This window comes from Burkholderia sp. THE68, assembly GCF_009938265.1.
In the GTDB taxonomy this organism is placed as follows: domain Bacteria; phylum Pseudomonadota; class Gammaproteobacteria; order Burkholderiales; family Burkholderiaceae; genus Caballeronia.
The window spans coordinates 372,607-390,920 of sequence record NZ_AP022317.1 but is presented as its reverse complement, the minus strand read 5'-3'; the positions used below and the strand labels follow the sequence as shown (position 1 = coordinate 390,920).

The following is an 18,314-nucleotide window of genomic DNA, read 5'->3' as shown; positions in this document are numbered from 1 at the left end:
GATGCTTCGAAACGCTCTGATTTCCGGCGCCGGCGTCACGGGTCTCGCGCTGGCCTTCTGGCTGGATCGCGCGGGAATTGCCGTCACGCTCGTGGAACGTTCCGATGGTTTCCGGCGTGGCGGTCAGGCCGTCGATATCCGTGGCGTCGCGCTGCATGTCGTGCAGGCGATGGGCCTGCTCGATGACGCACGCGCGTTGCGTACACGGCTCAAGGGCATGTCGATGCTCGATGCCGACGGCAAGGAGATACATCGAACGGAAGAGCGCACGTACAGTGCGGGCCGTCTCGATAGCGACGACATCGAGATCTTCCGCGACGACCTGTGCGAGTTGCTGATGAACGCACTGAGCGGGAACGTCGAGTTCATGTATGCCGATAGCATTCGCGCGATCGACCAACACGCGGACGGCGTCGAGGTCCAGTTCGAAAGCGGTTCGGACAGATCCTTCGATATCCTGATCGGTACGGATGGAATCTACTCGAACGTCCGGAAGCAGGTGTTCGACGATGAAGCAGCGGTTGTTTTTCCGCTGGGCGTCGTGCTCGCGCTGTTTTCGACGCCCAATCTCATCGGCCTCGATGGCTGGCAGATCGGGCACCGGATGAACGAACTCGGCTATGTCATATACCCGAGCCGGGACCAGCGCGAGTTGCGCATCGGGGTGGGCTTTGCAGCGCCCGATCCAGCATTGTCCCGAAGCGATGTCGATGCACAGAAGCGCGTCGTAGCAGAAAGCTGCGCGAATCTGAAAGGCGATTTCCCCAGGTTTCTCGACGCGATGAAGCGCACGGACCAGTTCTACTACAACGAGCTGGCGCAAATACACATGCCCGCGTGGTCGCAAGGCCGTGTCGTGCTGGCTGGCGATGCGGCGCATTGCGCATCGCCGTTTTCGGGGCAGGGCACGAGCCTCGGGCTTGTCGGCGCGTTCGTGCTCGCGCATGAACTCGTGCGCCGCCCGGACGATCTTGCGGATGCGTTCGCCGCCTATGAAGTACGAATGAGGCCGTACGTCGATCTGAATCAGGCGCTGGTCGATCTCGAACGCGAAGGACCGGTGCCGGACGAGCAACTCGACGCGGCGAAAAACGGCATCGACGTGACGGATTTGCTGGGCGCCACGATCCGATGAGTCAAGGCGTGCGCCGCGCCTTGTCCCGGCATGTCGGATCGAACACGCGCTGGGTGGAGGCGGGATGTTTGACGAGTTTGTCCGCCGCGCGGCGCGGGCGCGCCAGCAGTTCGCCTCCGCAGTTGGGGCAGGCGCCGCCCAGCACGTTCGCTGCGCAATCGCGACAGAAAGTGCATTCGAACGAGCAGATGAGCGCATCGGTCGAATCCGGAGGCAAGTCCTTGTCGCAGCATTCACAACCGGGTCGAAGTTCCAGCATGTCTGTCTCCGGAATCGGTGAGTCGGGTCATTCGTTATCGTGCGAGTCTACACGCGCACCGGTTTTCGGCCGGCTGACCCGAGCGTCGTCGCCACCAGACCTCTGAACCACCGATGCCCCGCATCGTTGTGATGCCGCGCGTGCCAGAACTGCTGCACCGTGAGATCGGGCAGTTCGACAGGCAAGGGGAACACATCGACATCCGCGAGGCGCGAGAACAGTTCCGCGAGTTCATCCGGCACCGCCGCAATGAAATCCGATGTCGCGACGAGGCTCGGGACCGCGAGCAGATACGGCACGTCGATACCCACTTTCAGCTTCGAACCGAGCCGACGCAATTCCTTTTCGAGCAACTGGTTCGTCAGCGCCAGCGTGCCCGCGACGACATGCTTGCGCGCGATGAACTCATCGAGCGTCATGCGAATCTTCCTGCGCGTCTTGCCGCCCTTCACGATGCCGACCAGCGAGCGCCTGAACAGCGGCTGCTGATGCAGGTTCTCGCCCATCTTGCCGAGATAGCCGATAGCGAGATCGAGCGCGCCGTCCTGAAGCGCGCTCGCCAGCTCCAGCGACGGAAGCTGAATCGGCTTGAGCGTCGCGTTCGGCGCGCGTTCGCGCAAAGCCGCGAGCAGACGCGGCAACAGCACGATCACGCCCATGTCGCTCAGACACACCGAGAACGTGCGCGTGGTGCTCGCGGCATCGAAGGCCTTTGCGCTCCAGATTTCTTCCTGCACCACCGCGAGCACATGCGCCACGCCTTGCGCGAGCCGCTCGCCCACCGGCGTCGGCGCCATCACCGAACCCGCGCGCACGAACAAATCGTCCTGAAACAGCGTACGGAGTTTCCCTAGTGCATGGCTCACGGCAGGCTGAGTCAGCCCGAGGCGTTCGGCGGCGCGAGACACGCTCCGCTCCTCGTCGAGCGCCTGCAACACATACAGAAAGTTCAGGTCGGGGGTCGGCATGTATGAATCAGATTCATTCCGGGTATGAAAGTCATTGTATAGATTTATAGCGCCGACGCGTTTAACTTCGCATCCAGCTTCAGAAAAAACAGGAGACGGATGTGCTGGATTGCGAAGTCATCATCGTGGGCGGAGGCCCGGTCGGGCTGTTTCTCGCCGCCGAACTCGGGCAGCGCGGCGTGAGCGTCGAATTGTTCGATGCCAAGAGCGGCACCAGCCGTCATCCCGCCGCCAATGCCAACAGCGCGCGGACCATGGAGCACTTCCGGCGCATCGGCATTGCGTCGAAAGTGCGCTCGCTGGGTTTGCCTGCGGACTACGCACCGGACGTGGCGTATTTCACGTCGATCGCGGGTCACGAACTGGCGCGGCTGCATCAGCCCGCATCGCGCGACGCGGTCGAATGGGCGAAGGGACACGCGTTCACCTGGCCGACGCCGGAGCCGCCGCATCGCTGCTCGCAGCTTTATGTCGAGCCCGTTTTGCTCGACGCCGCCCGCAGCTATCCCGATTGCCACGTGCATTTCTCATCGCGCGTGGTGGACTTCACGCAGAACGAGACATCGGTCACGGCGACGATCGAATCCGATGCCGGCGACACACGCACCGTCACGGCGCGCTATCTGATCGGCTGCGACGGTCCGCGCAGTTTCGTGCGCAAGGCGCTCGATATCCGGCTCGCGGGCATGGCCGGGGAAAAACGCGAATTCATGGGCGGGCAGATGGACGCCGTGTACTTTTACGCGCCCGATATCTATCGCGTGAGCAAGCGTGCGCCGGCGTGGCAATACTGGACCTTCAGCCCGCGTCAGCGCGCGCTCATCATCGCGGTCGATGGCGCGGGCCACTTCATCATGAACGTGCAGTTGCGCGAGGGCGAAGTCGCGGATGAGGACAGCGTGCGCCGTCGCATCGCGGAAGCGATCGGCGCGGACATTCCCTTCGAAGTGAAGAGCACATCGACATGGACGGCGGGCTTCGCGCTGGTCGCCGAACGCTTCGGCGCGGGCCGCGTGTTCCTCGCGGGCGACGCCGCGCATCTGTTCACGCCGACGGGCGGTCTCGGCTACAACACCGGCATCGACGATGCAGCCAATCTCGCATGGAAGCTCGAAGCGATGATCAAGGGCTTCGCGGGCGATGCGCTCGGCGCGAGCTACGAAGCGGAGCGCCGGCCCGCGGCCTTGCGCAACACCGCGTTCGCGCGCGGCTTCGCGGACGGCATCGGTCACGTGCGACTGCCCGACGCGGCATTCGAAGCAGGCGCATCGGGCGATGCCGCGCGCGAAGCCATCGGCGATTATCTGGCGTTTCATGCCACCGGCGAATTCGTGATTCCCGGTGTGCATCTCGGCACGCGTTACGAAGCATCGCCGCTCGTGGAAGCGGAAGCGGGGTCGCCGCCGCCCGATGCCGCGAATCTCTATCTGCCGACCGCGCGCGCGGGGCATCGCGCGCCGCATGTCTGGCTTGCCGACGGCGCATCGCTGTTCGATAGTTTCGGTCCGGGCTTCACGCTGCTATGCACGAAGACCGCGAGCGCCGCTTTCGATGCCGATGCGGTGCAACGCGCCGCGCGTGCGCTGCCTCGACTCGCGGTCGTGCACATCGACGAAGCGGAAGTCGCGCAGGCCTACGGCGCGGGCTATGTGCTGATTCGTCCCGACCAGCATGTCGCCTGGCGTGGCGATGCGCTGGACGTTGGGTTCGAAGCGGCCGCGCGACGCACTGTCGGGCTGTGCGCGAACGAAGCCGCGCTGGTCACTCAATAAAAACATCGATCGGAGACACACCAACATGCATGCGCAATCCGTTGCACCGCAAGGCATCGCCGATGAAGCGAAGACTTCGCCGCTGCAGGTTCTGACGCTGGTTCTCTGCTTTCTCGTCGTTGCCGCCGATGGCTTCGATGTCGCCTCGGTCGGCTATGTCGCGCCGCTCCTGAAATCGGCTTGGTCGCTGACGCCCGCGCAACTCGGGCCGATTTTCGGCGCGGGGCTCTTCGGCCTCACCGTCGGCAGCTTTCTCTTCGGGCCGCTCGCGGATCGCATCGGCCGCAAGCGGGTCATCGCGATCTCGCTGATTCTGTTCGGCCTCGGCAGTCTCGCCTGCGCCTTTGCGCCGTCGGCGGGATGGCTCATCGCGCTGCGCTTTCTGACCGGCGCGGGACTCGGCGGCGCGATGCCCAACTCGATCACGCTGTCGTCCGAATTCAGTCCCCCGCGCGGCCGCGCGATGCGCGTCACGCTGATGTTTTGCGGCTTCACGCTCGGTCTAGCGGGCGGCGGCGCGGTCGCGTCGCTGCTGTTGCCCACGTTCGGATGGCAAGGCGTGTTCGTGTTCGGCGGCGTGTTTCCGCTGCTGCTCGCGCCGGTGATCTGGCTGTGGCTGCCGGAATCGATCCGCTTCATGGCCGGCAAGCCGCGCTATGGAAAGGAAGCGCGCCGCACCATCGAACGCCTGACCGGCGACGCGAATACGCCCATCGACACCTTCGCGCCCGAAGACGCGCGGCGCGAGCACGCGCAACGGAGCGTAATCGGCACGCTGTTTTCCACGCGCTATCGCACGGGCACGCTGCTGTTGTGGATCGCGTTCTTCTGCACGCTGTGGGTCTATTACCAGGTCAGCAGCTGGCTGCCGACGGTGATCACCAGCGCGGGCATCGATGCCTCGCATGCGGCGCGTGTCGGCGCGATGCTGCCGCTCGGCGGCACGCTCGGATCGCTCGTCAACGCGCGGCTGATGGACCGGATGAATCCGTTCTTCGTGCTGTCCGGCTCGTATGCGATCGCGGCGGTATCGATCGCGCTGATCGGCGTGGCGATCGGCGAGCCGTTCCTCGTGTACGTCACGGTGTTCATGGCGGGCTTCGGGCTGTCCGGTGCGCAGACCGGCGCAAACGTGCTGGTCGCCGGCTTCTATACGACGGCGGCGCGCGCGACTGGCGTGAGCTGGGCGCTCGGGGTGGGACGCATCGGCTCGATCATCGGTTCGATGACGGGCGGCGTGCTGCTCGCGACCTTCCATTCGCTGCCGGCCGCCTTCGCGCTGTTCGCGGCGCCGGTTGTCATCGCCGGACTGGCGATGCTCGCGAACGGCTGGGTGTATCGGTCGCGCGCCTGACCTCTGCAATTTTTCCATTTCGATAAAGGATCAAGACATGCGGTTCGTGAATTTCATCAAGGAAGGACAAGCGACGCTCGGCGTGCGCGATGGCGACGATGTACGCGTGCTCGGCACCGAGCCGATGGAAGCGGTGCTGGCGCGCGGCGTCGATCTGAACGAATGGGCTCGTGCAAGCGCCAGCGAAGAGAAGCTGCCGATGGCGGGCCTTCGCTTGCTGCCGCCCTTGCAGCGCCCGCCGAAGATCATCTGCGTGGGACTCAATTTCGCCGATCACACGAAGGAGAGCAACTACGAGCAGCCCGCGTATCCGACGCTGTTTCTGCGCGTGAACACGAGCCTCGTCGCGCACGATCAGCCGATGATCCGTCCCGGCGTGACGGACTCCGAAGGACTCGACTACGAAGGCGAGATCGCGGTCGTGATCGGCAAGGGCGGCCGTCATATCGCAAAGGAAGATGCGCTCGATTGCGTGGCGGGTTATTCGCTCTTCAACGACGGCTCCGTGCGCGAGTATCAGTTCAAGACGCCGCAATGGACCGTGGGCAAGAACTTCGATGCGACCGGCGCGTTCGGCCCCGATCTCATCACCGCCGACGAACTGCCGCCGGGCGTCAAGGGCCTGCGGCTGGAAACGCGCGTGAACGGCAACGTGGTGCAGTCCGCGAATACCGACGAGATGGTGTTCGACGTGGCTTCGCTCATCAGCATCATCAGCGAGGCGATCACGCTCGAAGCGGGCGATGTGATCGTGTCGGGGACGCCCTCGGGCATCGGCTGGGCGCGCACGCCGAAGTTGCTGATGAAGGCGGGCGACGTGTGCGAAGTGAGCGTCGAAGGCATGGGCGTGCTGCGCAATGTCATCGCGGACGAACCGGCGCGCTGAAACTCGGGAGGCGATCATGGCTGCCGTTCATTCGATCGATCACTTCGCGCTCAACGTGCCTTCAGTCGATGAAGCCGAGCGCTTTTTCAAGGCATTCGGGCTCGATGTGGCGCGTGCGGGCGCGCATCGGAACGAACTCGAACTGCGCGCCGCCGACGGCTGGCGCTGGGCGCGCGTGCTGCCCGCGGCGGACAAGTCGCTGGCGTATCTGAGCTTCAACTGTTTCGAGCACGATCTCGCAACGATTCGCGCGCAAGCGCAAGGCGCAGGCGCGCGATTCGTCGATGGCGACGAGGGCCTCTGGTTCCGCGATCCGGATGGCAATCTCATTCAGGTCAAGGCGGGACCGAAGACGAGTCCGTCATCGAAGACGTCGCATGCGGTCATGGGCGCCGCAGCGGACGAGCGCGGCAACTGCACGCGTTCCGAAGTGAAAGAGGTCAGGCCGAATCGCCTGTCGCACGTGTTGCTGTTTTCGCCGGACGTGCTGCGCGCGATCGACTTCTGCGGCGCGGCGCTGGGCCTGCGCCTCTCCGATCAGTCGCGCGACATCATCGCGTTCACGCATGCGCCGCACGGCAGCGATCATCACCTCGTCGCGTTCGCGAAGAGCAGCGCGCGCGGCTGGCATCACGCGGCATGGGACGTCGACGACGTGAACCGCGTGGGCGAAGGCGCGGCGCAGATGGCGGCCGCCGGCTACACGAAAGGCTGGGGCACGGGGCGTCATGTGCTCGGCTCGAACTACTTCCATTACGTGGAAGACCCGTGGGGATCCTTCTGCGAGTACTCGGCGGATATCGATTTCGTGTCGGCGGGACAGGCATGGCCCGCGGGCGATTTCGCTCCGGAGGACTCGCTCTATCTATGGGGACCGCCCGTGCCGGAGAACTTCATACACAACACCGAAGCATAGGCATCGCTAAAAACATAAAAGGACGGAGACATGAAACGCAAGATGATGGCGGGCGCTGCCGCGCTTACGCTGTGCTGCGGCGCGCACGCGCAAAGCAGCGTGACGCTGTACGGAATTCTCGATACGGGCATCGAACTCGTCACGCACGCGGGACCGACGGACGACAAGGTCGTGCGGATGCCGGGCATCACCGGCTCGCTGCCCTCGCGCTGGGGAATGCGCGGCGTCGAGGACCTGGGCGGCGGCTACTCGGCTATTTTCACGCTGGAGAACGGTTTCAACGTGCGCTCGGGCGACGTCAATCAGGGCGGCCGCCTGTTCGGACGGCAGGCGTGGGTCGGCGTGTCGAACCGTTTCGGCACGCTCAGTTTCGGGCGGCAATACACCATGTCTTACTGGGCCATCGTCGATGCCGATCAGCTCGGGCCGGACATCTACGGTGGCGTCGGCTCGCTCGATTCATACATGCCCAATGCGCGCAGCGACAATACGGTCGCCTATAAAGGCACGTTCAGCGGCGTCACGATAGGCGGCACGTATGCGCTCGGCCGCGATTCGGCGGGAACGGGCAACTCGCCCGGACAGGGAACCTGTGCGGGTGCGATTCCCGGCAACTACAACGCGTGCCGGCAGTGGTCGGTACTCCTGCGCTATGACGCGAATGCGTTCGGCGTCGCCGCGTCCTACGACGAGCAGCGCGGCGGTCCGGGCGCCGCCGCGAATCTCTTCAACGGAACCGCGCCGATTGCGCTGACCAACAGCGGCGACAAGGATGCTCGCACGCAATTGAACGGCTATATCAAGCTCGGCCAGTTGAAAGTAGGCGGCGGCTGGCTCGGACGCCGCGTGCAAACGGTGTCGCCGACGCTCGCCGATGTGCATACCGACATCTTCTATCTCACGGGCACGTACTTCGTGACACCCGCGATGTTCGTCGATGGGGGCGTGTATCGCACTGTCGACACGGCGCAGGACACGCGCGCGACGCTAGCCGCGCTGCGCGGCACCTATCTGCTGTCCAAGCGCACCGGCGTCTATCTGCAAAGCGGGTATGTCTTCAACAGCGCGAAGGCGCGCTACACGCTGAGCCAGGGCGGTCCGGGCACGACGCCGAATGCGGGCGTCGGTCAACTCGGCGTGATGGCGGGCATTCGCCATACGTTCTGATCGAGCGGACCGCGTGAGTCGCGATCCGCTCTGCTTCGACCTCGTCCTCAGAATGCGACGCGCGCGCCGGCGGTCAGACCATACGCCGTCCGGCGAGCCGCCGCTTCGCCCTCGACATGCGCGAACAGATGGCCGTTCTTCGACACCCGCAGCGTGCCGTCGAGGCCGAGCTGCCCGAACACGCGGCCCGAATGCGGCGAGGTCGTCGTGAGGCCGAGTCCCGCAAGGCTTGCGTCGACGCTCGGTCGCGTGAGACTGCCGGCATCGACGCCCACGGCCGCCGTGAAGCGGTAGGTCACACGCTGGGCGAGCGGGTCCTGCACGCGCGAGCCGCCGGCAAGCCCCGTCATCATGCGCACGCCGTTGCCCGAGTAGCTGTCGAGCGAGAGCGCCGCAGGCGAGACCGCGCCTTCCGAGCTCGCATCGCGCGATACGTGCTGGTAGATCGCCCGGGCGAACGGCTCGAGCCGCTGCGTGCCGATGTCCACCGGCAGGCGCACGCCCGTGGCGGCGAGCACGTCGCGGCCGTGGGTGCCGCTGGTGAGGCCGGACGTGGTGCCCAGCGCGTCGGCATGATGCGTGTCCCAGCTCTGCGCGCCATAGCCGAGCGTGCCGTCGATCAGCACGCGGCCGAGCGCATGCTGCCCGTACACGAAGCCCATGCTTTCCTCGATCGCGCCGTTGCCCGAATCCGCCGACACGTTGGTCTGCGTATAGGCGAAGCCGACGCCCACCTTCGTCGTGGCGTTGCGCACGATATCCGCGCCGGTCGCCACCTGGTTGTCGCGCGAGGTGAAGCCGGAGGCGTGACTGTCGCTTGCCGAGGTGTTGTTGCCGTGCGTGACGTTCGCCCAGAGCGTCTGACCATGGTCGATGCTCCCCGTCGCGATATCCGACAGATGCGCCGCGACCTGTCCCTGCACGCCGAGCGCCGCGCGCGGCGCGGCCGCGGCCATGTCCGCGTGGATCTCGCCGGAGAGCGTCTTCGTGACGGGGCCGATCTGCGCCGCCTGCGCACTGGCCACCGCATAGATCAGCTGGCTTTGCAGCGCGGACGCGCTGCCCTTGTCCTGCGCGCCCATGATCGTGTCGAGCAGCGCGGCCGCCGCGCGCGCGTTGTCGTTTTCCGCCGCGAGCGTCGTCGCGTACGAAACCGGCGTCACGCGCAAGTCGATGCTGTTGCTGCCGTTCATGTCGTAGAACGCCTGCAGGCGCGTGCCCGCCTGCAGCCCGTCCGAAGGCTGCGCGAGGGTGTCGAAGCGCCCGCTGATGCCGCCTTCGGCTGTGACGATGCGGTAGGTATCGCCGAGATTCGGCACGAAGGTGTTGGTCGCGTCGCCGGTGATGCCGCGCAGGAGCGGCGCGAGCGTGCCCGCGGCGACGAACGGATGATTCGCGCCGAACACCAGCAGTCGCGAATAGTTGCCAGCGCCCGTGCCGGTGCCCGTGCCGTCGATGTCCACCTCGAAGGTGCTGCCGGGGTTCATCGTCACCGTGCCGTTGACCGCGAGCGTGCCCGGCGAGTTGCCGGGCGCGAGACGGCCGCTCACCGAGAGCGCGCCGTCGATCGCGCCGACGCCGCGCAGCGTGCCCGCGGCGAGCACATCGACCGCGCCGGTGATCGAGCCGTTTGCGCGCAGCGTGCCGGCCGCGACGCATGCGCCGCTCGCGAGCGACGCGGAGCCTGCGATGGTGAGCGCGCCGCCGCCGGACTTGCTCAGGCAGGCAGTGCCCGCGGCGGACGCGATCGCGCCCGACAGCACGGCGCTCGTGCCGGCGGCGACATCGACCGTTGACGCGCCGGTCACGATGAGTTGCTGGGCGGCGGTGAGCGAGGCGGTCGTGCCGAGCGTGGCGCCGTTCAGCACGATCGCGCCGCTGCCGAGCGACGAGCCGCTGCCGATCTGTACCGTGCCGCCATTGATGAGCGTGCCGCCCGTGAAGGTGTTCGCGCCGCTCACCGCGAGCGTGCCCGCGCCGTTCTTCACGAGACTTCCCGTACCGCTGATCGGGCCGCTCGCATCGAGCGTGACGCCGGCGAGCGTCGTCAGCGAGGCGCCCTCGGCGCCGATGACGATGGCGCGCGCGGTGTCCATCGACTGCGTGATCGTGAGATCGCCGCCGTGGAACGTGAGAGCGCCCGCCGCCGCGCCGAGATTCGTATCCGAGGCGACATGCAGCGAGCCGCCGGCGAGCGTCGTGCCGCCGCTGTAGGTGTTGTTGCCGGCGAGCACTTCGGTGCCGCCTTGCACCCGCAGCCCGCCCGTGCCGGAGATCGTCCCGTCGAAGGTGCCCGCCGCGTTCGAGAGCGACAGCGTGCGCGCGCCCAGCGCGACCTGGCCGCTACCGGAAAGCGACGTGACGGCCGTATCAGCCGCGAGGCCCGAGATGTCGAATACGCCATCGTTCGACACGCCCGAGGACGCCGCGATGCTGCCCGCGCCCGCCAGCGCGAGCGTCGCGCCCGCGCCGATATGCGTCGCGCCCGTGTAGGTGTTCACGCCGGTGAAGGTCACGCTGCCGCCGCTCGCGTTGTTGACGATGCTGAGCGCGCCGGGCGTACCGCTCGCGGCATCGGCGATCACGCCGGTAAATGTCGAAGTCTGGCCGTTCTGGTCGATGGTGCCGCCGGCCGCGCCGATCGAGAGCGCGCTCGCGACCGTCGCGCTGTCCACGCGCAGCTTGCCGCCGCTGAACACGGGATTCACGCTCGTGCCGAGGTTGCTCGACGAAAAGTACGGCGTGCTGGTGTCGATGTCGGAAGGGGGCACGCCGCCCGTCGTCGCGACCGCGTTGCCGGTGAACGTGCCGGGCTTCGACGCAACGTAGAACACCGGACTGACCGAGGTGTCGTTGTAATTGAAATCCGCGAAGCCGATCGTATAGGTACCCGTGGCGCTAATCGTGAAACTGGTGATGATCCACTGGGTCGTGCCGTAGCTGCCGAGCACCAGCGTGCTCGCCTGCGCGGGCACGTACGTCGGCGACGCGCCGTTGAGCGCCAGAATGCCGACCTGCTGGGTGCCCTGGCCCGCGACGGAGAACATGACGCCGTCGTTGAAGGGCTGGTAGTCGTTCGCGGCATACGCCCACGCGAAGGAATACGTGCCCGCGGCCAGCGTGAACTGCTTGTAGATGTAGCCGTAGTTCGTCGTGCCGCTGACGAGATTGCTGATGCTGCCCGGCGTCAGCCCGAAGCTCGATTCCACGGTCCCGACCTGGTTGTATCCGCCGCCCGGCGTGATCTTCGCCATCTGGTCGCCGACCGCCGGCGTGAGCGAGTAAGGCTGGCCGCCCACGGTGAAGGCGTTCGTCGTGCTGAGCACGGCGACGGAGCCGGATTGCGTCCAGCCCGTCAGGCCGTTCGAGAAATCGAGGAAGGTCGAGGCATGGGCATTGACCGGCAATGCGCAACACAGAAAACCGACACCCGCGGAAACGGTCTTGCCGCAAATCTTGACGATGCGGAATACCTGATGCTGCACACTCATGAGCTGCCTGTTCAGTTGTTTTGATTGACGTCGTCGGGCAGGCGCGCTGTCGTGCCCGTTCTCCGGGTCAATGACGGCAAATTTTTTGCAATATTTAGTGAACACGTAGGAAATATTCGGCGCGCGCTGAATGGCACGCTCGTGCTGCTCGAGAGTTGAAGACTGCAGACCACCGCGAATTGAGCTAGCGTGTCGAATCCTTATCGACTTTCTGACAACGCCATGTCCCGACCGCTTCAAATCGACTTCGTGTCCGACATCGCCTGCCCGTGGTGCGCCGTGGGCCTGGCTTCCCTCCAACGCGCACTGGCGCGCCTCGGCGATGAAGTCGATGCGCGCATCACGCTGCATCCGTTCGAGCTGAATCCGGACATGGGTCCGCAGGGCGAGGGCATCGTCGATTATGTCGGCCGCAAGTACGGCCGCACGCCCGAGCAGATCAGGGAGACGCAGGCGGTGATCCGCGAGCGCGGCGCGCGTGAAGGCTTCGTGTTCGGCGAACGCAACCGGGTCTACAACACGTTCGATGCACATCGGCTGCTGCACTGGGCGCGCATCGAAGGCAGGCAATTACCGCTCAAGATGGCGCTGCTCGCCGCGTATCACGGCGACGGCAAGGACCCGAGCGATCGGGACGTCCTGATCGAAGCGGCACGAAGTGTCGGACTCGACGGCGACAAGGCGCGCGAAATTCTGGAGAGCGCCGCGTATGCCGATGAAGTTCGCGCCGAAGAGCGCGAGTTTCAGCAATTGGGGATTCAGTCCGTGCCCGCCATCATCCTGGACCGCAAGTTCCTCGTGAGCGGCGGTCAGCCCTCCGAGGCGTTCGAGGAAGCGATACGGAAGGTAATCGGCGAGCAGGCGTAAAGGAGACGTGCGTCGCCGAGGCCTTCAGAATCAATCGACGCGTTGGGTCACGAGTTCGCCGTCGATCGCTTCGACGGGCAGCTTCGTCAGGCACAAACCCGGCGCGCCGACGGCACACCCCGACGCGAGGTCGAAGCGCAGGCCATGCGCCGGGCATTGCAGCACGTGGCCGTCCAGCCGGCCATTCGCGAGCGATGCGCCGTTGTGCGGGCACGAATTGTCGATCGCGTGAATGACGCCGTCGATATTGAACAGCACGACGGTGCGCCCGTCGATGAATGCGATCTTGCGCGAGCCGGGTTTCAGATCGTCGGCGCGGGCAAGCGCTATGCTCATCGCCACGATTTCAGGTCTCCTGACGGTGTGTGCGCGTCCATCCAGTCATAGGGTTCGCGGGTTCGTCCCCATGCCCAGGTTCGTGTCGCCGATGTTTCCCTCGCGCGCTTGTTCGTGTTGGAATCCTTCTGCTCGACGGTAACTGCGGTTTGCGTTGACGATGCGGTCCGTACGTGATCTGACATTTGCATGGTTCTCCATCAAAGGGAAGCGTATTGGCGCGGGCGCTCGCCGCAGAGTTCGGCGATCAGTTCATCGGCGAGCGGCCACTCGCCGTGCCCCGACGCGGGATTCAAATGGCCGGCCGCGCCGATATCGACGAAACGGCTGCCCCACGCGCGTGCGAGTTCCTCGACGCGTTCGATGCGCGCCAGCGGATCGTTGGTGCTGGCGGCGACGATGCTCGGAAACGGCAGACGCGTGCGCGGTGCGGGCAGCCATCCTTCTCGCTGCAGGATGTCCGGCGACGGGTAACCCGGCGGCAGCGGCGAATCGAAATCGGGCGGCGTCGCGAGCAGGGCGCCGTGAATCTGCCGCGTGTGACGCTGCGCCCAGTGCACGGTGATCATGACGCCCGCGCTGTGCGCGACGAGCACGACCGGTCCATCGATTTGCGCCAGCGCCGCATCGAGCGCGGCGACGCGGGCCGCGCAGCTCAGCCTGTCGTGCTCGAGCGGCGTCACCGAGCGTGCATGGGCAAGCCTGCGTTCCAGCAGGGTCTGCCAGTGATCTTCGACATGATCGCGCAGTCCCGGAACGATCAGGATCGTGGGAGTAGAGGTGGATTGCATGTTGCTCATACGTGTAAAGGAGGCTTGTCGTTCGCGGCCTGTCCGCGCAATGCGTCGATACGGCTCAGATCACGCACATACCTCGCGCGGCCGATGGCGAACGCGAGCATCGCGGCAATGCTCACGCACGGAATCACCTGCAGCGCGCCCAGCAGGCCGATGCGGTCGGCGATCATGCCGGTGACGAGCGGACCGGGCGCGAGGCCGAGCAGGTTGTTCGCCAGCGTCAGCGTCGCGAAGGCGGACGCATGGATCGCCGATGGCGTGAGATTCGCCACCATCGCGCCCGCCGGTCCGGACGTGCCCGCCACGACCAGGATTCCCGCCCCGAGCAGCACGAGTTGCAGCGGGCCGGCGTCGAGCCTGAAGCCGACGGAGAGCAGGACGAGCGAAAGCAGGCAATAGGCCAGTGCCGTGAGCCACTTGCGCGAGGGCACATGCCTGCAGATGCGGTCGGTGATGACGCCGCACGTGACCATGCCGAGGCCGCCCAGCAGCACGAAGACCGCGGCTCCCGCGGCGGCCTTGTCCGCGGGCATGCCGTAATAGCGATTCAGAAAGCTCGGCATCCACGCGATCACCGCGCCCATGATGAAAAGCTGCAGTCCGCTGCCGACATAGGCGCAGACCACCGAGACCGTCGAGAAGAGGCCCGCTATCAGCGTGCGCAGGCTGGTCCGCATGCCTGCGGCGTCCTCTCTGGCCGCCTGGCGATCGGGAAAGCGTGCCGCAATGCGCGCATCCGACACCACCAGCCGGTAGACGATCACCAGCACGATGCCGAAGCACGCCATCGCCGCGAAAGACGCGCGCCATCCGAGATGCACGGCGACAAAGCCGCCCAGCGCCATGCCGAGCACCGAGCCGAACGCGCCGCCGGCCATGAACGCGCCGGTGAGCGTCGAGCGCAGGTGCGGCGGAAAAATGCTGAGGATGAGCGCGATGCCCACGCTTCCGTACGCCGCTTCACCGAGACCCACGAAGGCGCGCGCCAGCAGCATTTCGCCGTAGTTGGTGGCGATCGCGCAGCCGAGCGTGGCTACGCTCCAGAGCGTCGCCATGATGATGAGGCTGCGCACGCGGCCCCAGCGGTCCGCCAGCACGGAGAGCGGGAAGGTCAGCACGCCGACCATCAGCGCCACCACGCCGCTGAGCGAACCCAGTTGTGTGTCGGACAGACCCCAGGCCTGTTTCAGCAGCGGAAACACCGCATTCAGAACCTGTCGCGACATGTAATCGGACAAGAGCAGTCCGAAGGTCAGTGCGAATATGATCCACGCGTATTTGCGTGATGTGGGCGTGGGCGCGGCGATGTCGCGCGCGTGCGGCCCTGTGCAATCGATTTCCAACATTGTCTCCTCCGATGTCCGGCGCTGGCTTCTGCGAGCCGTTCGCGCCGGAAAGTAATACCCGTGCCTCAGGCTGCGCGCAGCGGGAGGTTGACCTGACCCGCCTTGCGGTTCGGCGCCATACCCATTTGCGCGAGCGTCTCGTCGGCGTCCTTGTATTGCACGCCGATCTTGTAGATCTCGCGCGCTTCCTTGCCGCTCGCGATCTCGCGGCCCAGTTCGCGGGCGACGCGCACGCACTGCTCGATCTGCTGCACCGACGTCATGCGGTTGCCGTGCTGGTCGATGATCGTGTCCTCGATGCCGCAGCGCGGATGCAGGCCCATCGACATCGCCATCATGTTGAACGGCAGTACGTTCTTCAGCAGCGACTCGGCCGTCAGCGTGCAGCCATCCGGCGCGCGGTGGACGAAGTTGAAGAAGTTGAACGGGTTCGGGCCGTCGAAACCGCCGCCGATGCCGATCCACGTCAGATTCAGCGGACCCGTGTAGACGCCCTTGCGCACGAGGCGTTCGAGCGTTTCCAGCGCATGGATGCCGGTGAGCTGGAAATGCGGCTGGATGTTGGCCGCCTGCAGGCGCCTGAGATGCTCCTCGACCCACGCGGGACCAGCGGGAACCGTCATTTCGCTGTACGCGGCCATGAACGCCGGATTCGAGAGCGAGGTGCCTTCCAGATACTCCGGATACAGCAACTCCATGATGTTCATCTGCGTCGTGTTGATCGCGACGGTCACCTGGTCGGGCTTCGGATCGAGATCGGCGAGCATGTGACGGGTATCGTCGGACAGCCACTTGGCGGCCTGACCGTCGTTCTCCGGCGCGAACGAGATCGAGCCGCCCACCTGGATGATCATGTCCGGCACCGCCGCGCGCACGCCGGCGATCAGTTCGTTGAACTTCGACAGGCGCTTGGAACCCTTGCCGTCCAGTTCGCGCACGTGCAGATGCAGCACGGTGGCGCCCGCCTCGTAGCAGTCGACGGCCTTCTGGACCTGTTCTTCCATGGTGACCGGAATGTCTTCAGGGAAATCGGCGGGCATCCATTCGGGGCCGTACGGCGCCACCGTGATGACCACCTTGTCCTGGTTTTCGGGGTGCAGCGAATCGTCGAGGAATTGCATGTGGTGCTCCAGCGTAATTGAGATCGATGTATTTAAAGCGCGAGGATCAGTAAGGCGCGTCGCCGATGATCCCGGCGCGTTCCATCTTGCGATGGCACGGCGGGTAGTCCATGACCGCGTAATGCTGCGTGCTGCGGTTGTCCCAGATCGCGATGCTGTTCTTTTTCCAGCGCCAGCGAACCTGGTATTCCGGGATGTACGCCTGGCTGATCAGGTAGGCGAGCAATTGACCCGCGCCCGGATTGGCGTCCTGGCCGAAACGCACGCGCTCGGGCGTGTGATAGTTCGTGAAATGCGTAGTGAACGCGTTCACGAAGAGCGTCTTCTCGCCCGTCTCGGGGTGCGTGCGCACGACCGGGTGTTCGGCGTCGGGAAACTGCGCTTTCAGCGCGAGCCGCTTCTCGATCGGCATGGCGGCCCCGAAGCTGGCCTCGATGCTGTGGCGGGCGCGCAGATCGGCGATCTGCGTCTTGATGTGCTCGGGCAGGTTCTCATAAGCGAGCACCATGTTCGCCCAGATCGTGTCGCCGCCGACCGGCGGACATTCGACGCAACGCAGCACGCAGCCGAAAGGCGGCGCGGCGCGCCAGGTGGCGTCGGTGTGCCATGCGTTCTCGTAACGGTCGTTGGGCTGGTCGGGATTCTTGTAGATACGCACCAGGCCCGGATGCTCGGGATCACTGCCGGCGACCGGATGATCTTCCAGCTCGCCGAAGCGGCGGGCGAACGCGACATGCTCGGCGCGCGTGATGTCCTGATCGCGCAGGAACAGCACGCGATGCTTGAGCAGCGTGGCGCGGATTTCCGCGAACAGGCCGTCGTCGTGGACCGCGTCCGCGAGGCTCACGCCGCTGAGTTCGGCTCCGATGGAGCAGGTAAGTTGTTCGACTCGCATGATGTGTCTCCTCACACGACGAAAATGGATGAACCGGTGGTCTTGCGCGATTCGAGATCGCGATGCGCCTGGGCGGCATCCTGCAGCGCATAACGCTGGTTGATCTCGATGCGGATGCGGCCGCTCGCGACATGCCCGAACAGCTCGTCCGCCAGCGCCTTCTTCTCGGCCGGATCGGCGATGTAGTCGGCCAGCGCCGGGCGCGTCAGATAGAGCGAGCCTTTCATCGCGAGCAACTGCGGATTGAACGGCGGAATCGGACCGGACGCGGTGCCGACGCAGACCATCAGGCCGCGGCGGCGCAGCGAATCGAGCGACGCTTCGAACGTGTCCTTGCCGACGCTATCGAACACGACGTTCACGCCGGCGCCATCCGTCAGTTCCCGCACGCGTTTCGCGACGTCTTCGTGGCTGTAGTTGATGACATGGTCGCAGCCGTGAGCACGCGCAACCTCGGCCTTGGCCTCGCTCGACACCGTGCCGATCACCGTCACCCCCAGGAGGCGCGCCCACTGCGACACGATCAGGCCGACACCGCCGGCCGCCGCATGCAGGAGGATCGAGTCGCCCGCCTTGAACGCATGAATGCGGCGCATCAGATAGGACGCGGTCAGGCCTCGCATGGTCATCGCGGCGGCGGTGGCGCATTCGATCCCGGCCGGCAGCCGGACGAGCGCGGCCGCCGGCGCGAGGCGCTCGGTGCTGTACGCGCCGAGCGTATTGATGAAGCCAGTGTAGGTCACGCGGTCGCCCACGCACACCTGATCGACGCCCTCACCGATGGCTTCGACCACCCCTGCCGCTTCCACGCCCATGCCGGCGGGCAGGGGAACGGGATAGAGGCCGGAGCGGAAGTACGTATCGGCGAAATTCAGGCCTACGGCCTCGTGACGCAGACGAACCTGTCCGGGACCGGGCGTGCCGACCGCGACCTCTTCCCATCGCAATACTTCGGGACCGCCGGTTTCGTGAAAGCGGATTGCATGTGCCATGTGTCTCTCCAT

General features: G+C 65.6%; 16 protein-coding genes. 7 read left to right on the top strand and 9 right to left on the bottom strand.

Going from position 1 to position 18,314, the window contains the following annotated elements; genetic code table 11:
• Position 1 precedes the first annotated feature (1 nt).
• On the top strand, positions 2 to 1,135 hold the full coding sequence (locus tag BTHE68_RS23100) for an FAD-dependent monooxygenase (protein WP_162068627.1): 1,134 nt from the start codon (positions 2 to 4) through the stop codon (positions 1,133 to 1,135).
• A gap of 1 nt (position 1,136) precedes the next feature.
• On the opposite strand, the gene BTHE68_RS23095 is transcribed toward BTHE68_RS23100, so the two are convergent.
• Both BTHE68_RS23095 and BTHE68_RS23090 read right to left on the bottom strand, forming a co-directional pair.
• Entirely contained in the window at positions 1,137 to 1,394 is a 258-nt protein-coding gene (locus BTHE68_RS23095) for a DUF1272 domain-containing protein (RefSeq protein ID WP_162068626.1), read from the bottom strand.
• Positions 1,395 to 1,441: 47 nt separating this feature from the next.
• Positions 1,442 to 2,362: a LysR family transcriptional regulator gene (locus BTHE68_RS23090; RefSeq protein WP_162068625.1), complete on the bottom strand. Its 921-nt coding sequence runs from the start codon at positions 2,360 to 2,362 to the stop codon at positions 1,442 to 1,444.
• A gap of 101 nt (positions 2,363 to 2,463) precedes the next feature.
• Between BTHE68_RS23090 and BTHE68_RS23085 the strand changes: the two genes are divergently transcribed.
• The 5 genes from BTHE68_RS23085 to BTHE68_RS23065 are packed head-to-tail and all read left to right on the top strand — an operon-like array spanning position 2,464 to position 8,457.
• Complete coding sequence (locus BTHE68_RS23085) at positions 2,464 to 4,134, top strand: FAD-dependent monooxygenase (RefSeq protein ID WP_162068624.1); 1,671 nt, start codon at positions 2,464 to 2,466, stop codon at positions 4,132 to 4,134.
• A 25-nt stretch (positions 4,135 to 4,159) separates the two neighbouring features.
• Positions 4,160 to 5,488 carry an MFS transporter gene (locus BTHE68_RS23080; RefSeq protein ID WP_162068623.1) on the top strand — a complete coding sequence of 443 codons (1,329 nt, stop codon included), beginning with the start codon at positions 4,160 to 4,162 and terminating at the stop codon, positions 5,486 to 5,488.
• A gap of 37 nt (positions 5,489 to 5,525) precedes the next feature.
• Positions 5,526 to 6,374: a fumarylacetoacetate hydrolase family protein gene (locus BTHE68_RS23075; RefSeq protein WP_162068622.1), complete on the top strand. Its 849-nt coding sequence runs from the start codon at positions 5,526 to 5,528 to the stop codon at positions 6,372 to 6,374.
• A gap of 16 nt (positions 6,375 to 6,390) precedes the next feature.
• Complete coding sequence (locus BTHE68_RS23070; protein ID WP_162068621.1) at positions 6,391 to 7,290, top strand: VOC family protein; 900 nt, start codon at positions 6,391 to 6,393, stop codon at positions 7,288 to 7,290.
• 30 nt (positions 7,291 to 7,320) lie between these two features.
• Positions 7,321 to 8,457 (top strand): porin, encoded by a 1,137-nt coding sequence (locus tag BTHE68_RS23065; RefSeq protein WP_162068620.1) that lies wholly within the window; start codon positions 7,321 to 7,323, stop codon positions 8,455 to 8,457.
• Positions 8,458 to 8,504: 47 nt separating this feature from the next.
• On the opposite strand, the gene BTHE68_RS23060 is transcribed toward BTHE68_RS23065, so the two are convergent.
• Positions 8,505 to 11,948 (bottom strand): autotransporter domain-containing protein, encoded by a 3,444-nt coding sequence (locus BTHE68_RS23060; protein ID WP_162068619.1) that lies wholly within the window; start codon positions 11,946 to 11,948, stop codon positions 8,505 to 8,507.
• A gap of 222 nt (positions 11,949 to 12,170) precedes the next feature.
• Here BTHE68_RS23060 and BTHE68_RS23055 point away from each other — a divergent pair, with 222 nt between their 5' ends.
• Positions 12,171 to 12,815: a DsbA family oxidoreductase gene (locus BTHE68_RS23055; RefSeq protein WP_162068618.1), complete on the top strand. Its 645-nt coding sequence runs from the start codon at positions 12,171 to 12,173 to the stop codon at positions 12,813 to 12,815.
• 30 nt (positions 12,816 to 12,845) lie between these two features.
• Here the strand turns inward: BTHE68_RS23055 and BTHE68_RS23050 are convergent, their stop codons facing one another.
• The 6 genes from BTHE68_RS23050 to BTHE68_RS23025 form a co-directional block, all read right to left on the bottom strand.
• Complete coding sequence (locus BTHE68_RS23050) at positions 12,846 to 13,151, bottom strand: Rieske (2Fe-2S) protein (RefSeq protein WP_162069155.1); 306 nt, start codon at positions 13,149 to 13,151, stop codon at positions 12,846 to 12,848.
• A gap of 200 nt (positions 13,152 to 13,351) precedes the next feature.
• Complete coding sequence (locus tag BTHE68_RS23045; RefSeq protein WP_502710604.1) at positions 13,352 to 13,942, bottom strand: RBBP9/YdeN family alpha/beta hydrolase; 591 nt, start codon at positions 13,940 to 13,942, stop codon at positions 13,352 to 13,354.
• A gap of 5 nt (positions 13,943 to 13,947) precedes the next feature.
• Positions 13,948 to 15,294 carry an MFS transporter gene (locus BTHE68_RS23040; RefSeq protein ID WP_162068616.1) on the bottom strand — a complete coding sequence of 449 codons (1,347 nt, stop codon included), beginning with the start codon at positions 15,292 to 15,294 and terminating at the stop codon, positions 13,948 to 13,950.
• Between the two features lie 65 nt (positions 15,295 to 15,359).
• Complete coding sequence (locus BTHE68_RS23035; protein ID WP_061178169.1) at positions 15,360 to 16,415, bottom strand: beta-keto acid cleavage family enzyme; 1,056 nt, start codon at positions 16,413 to 16,415, stop codon at positions 15,360 to 15,362.
• Between the two features lie 46 nt (positions 16,416 to 16,461).
• Positions 16,462 to 17,310 carry a TauD/TfdA dioxygenase family protein gene (locus BTHE68_RS23030; protein WP_162068615.1) on the bottom strand — a complete coding sequence of 283 codons (849 nt, stop codon included), beginning with the start codon at positions 17,308 to 17,310 and terminating at the stop codon, positions 16,462 to 16,464.
• 11 nt (positions 17,311 to 17,321) lie between these two features.
• Positions 17,322 to 18,302, bottom strand: coding sequence for a quinone oxidoreductase family protein (locus BTHE68_RS23025; protein WP_162068614.1), 981 nt, complete (start codon positions 18,300 to 18,302; stop codon positions 17,322 to 17,324).
• Positions 18,303 to 18,314: the final 12 nt, after the last annotated feature.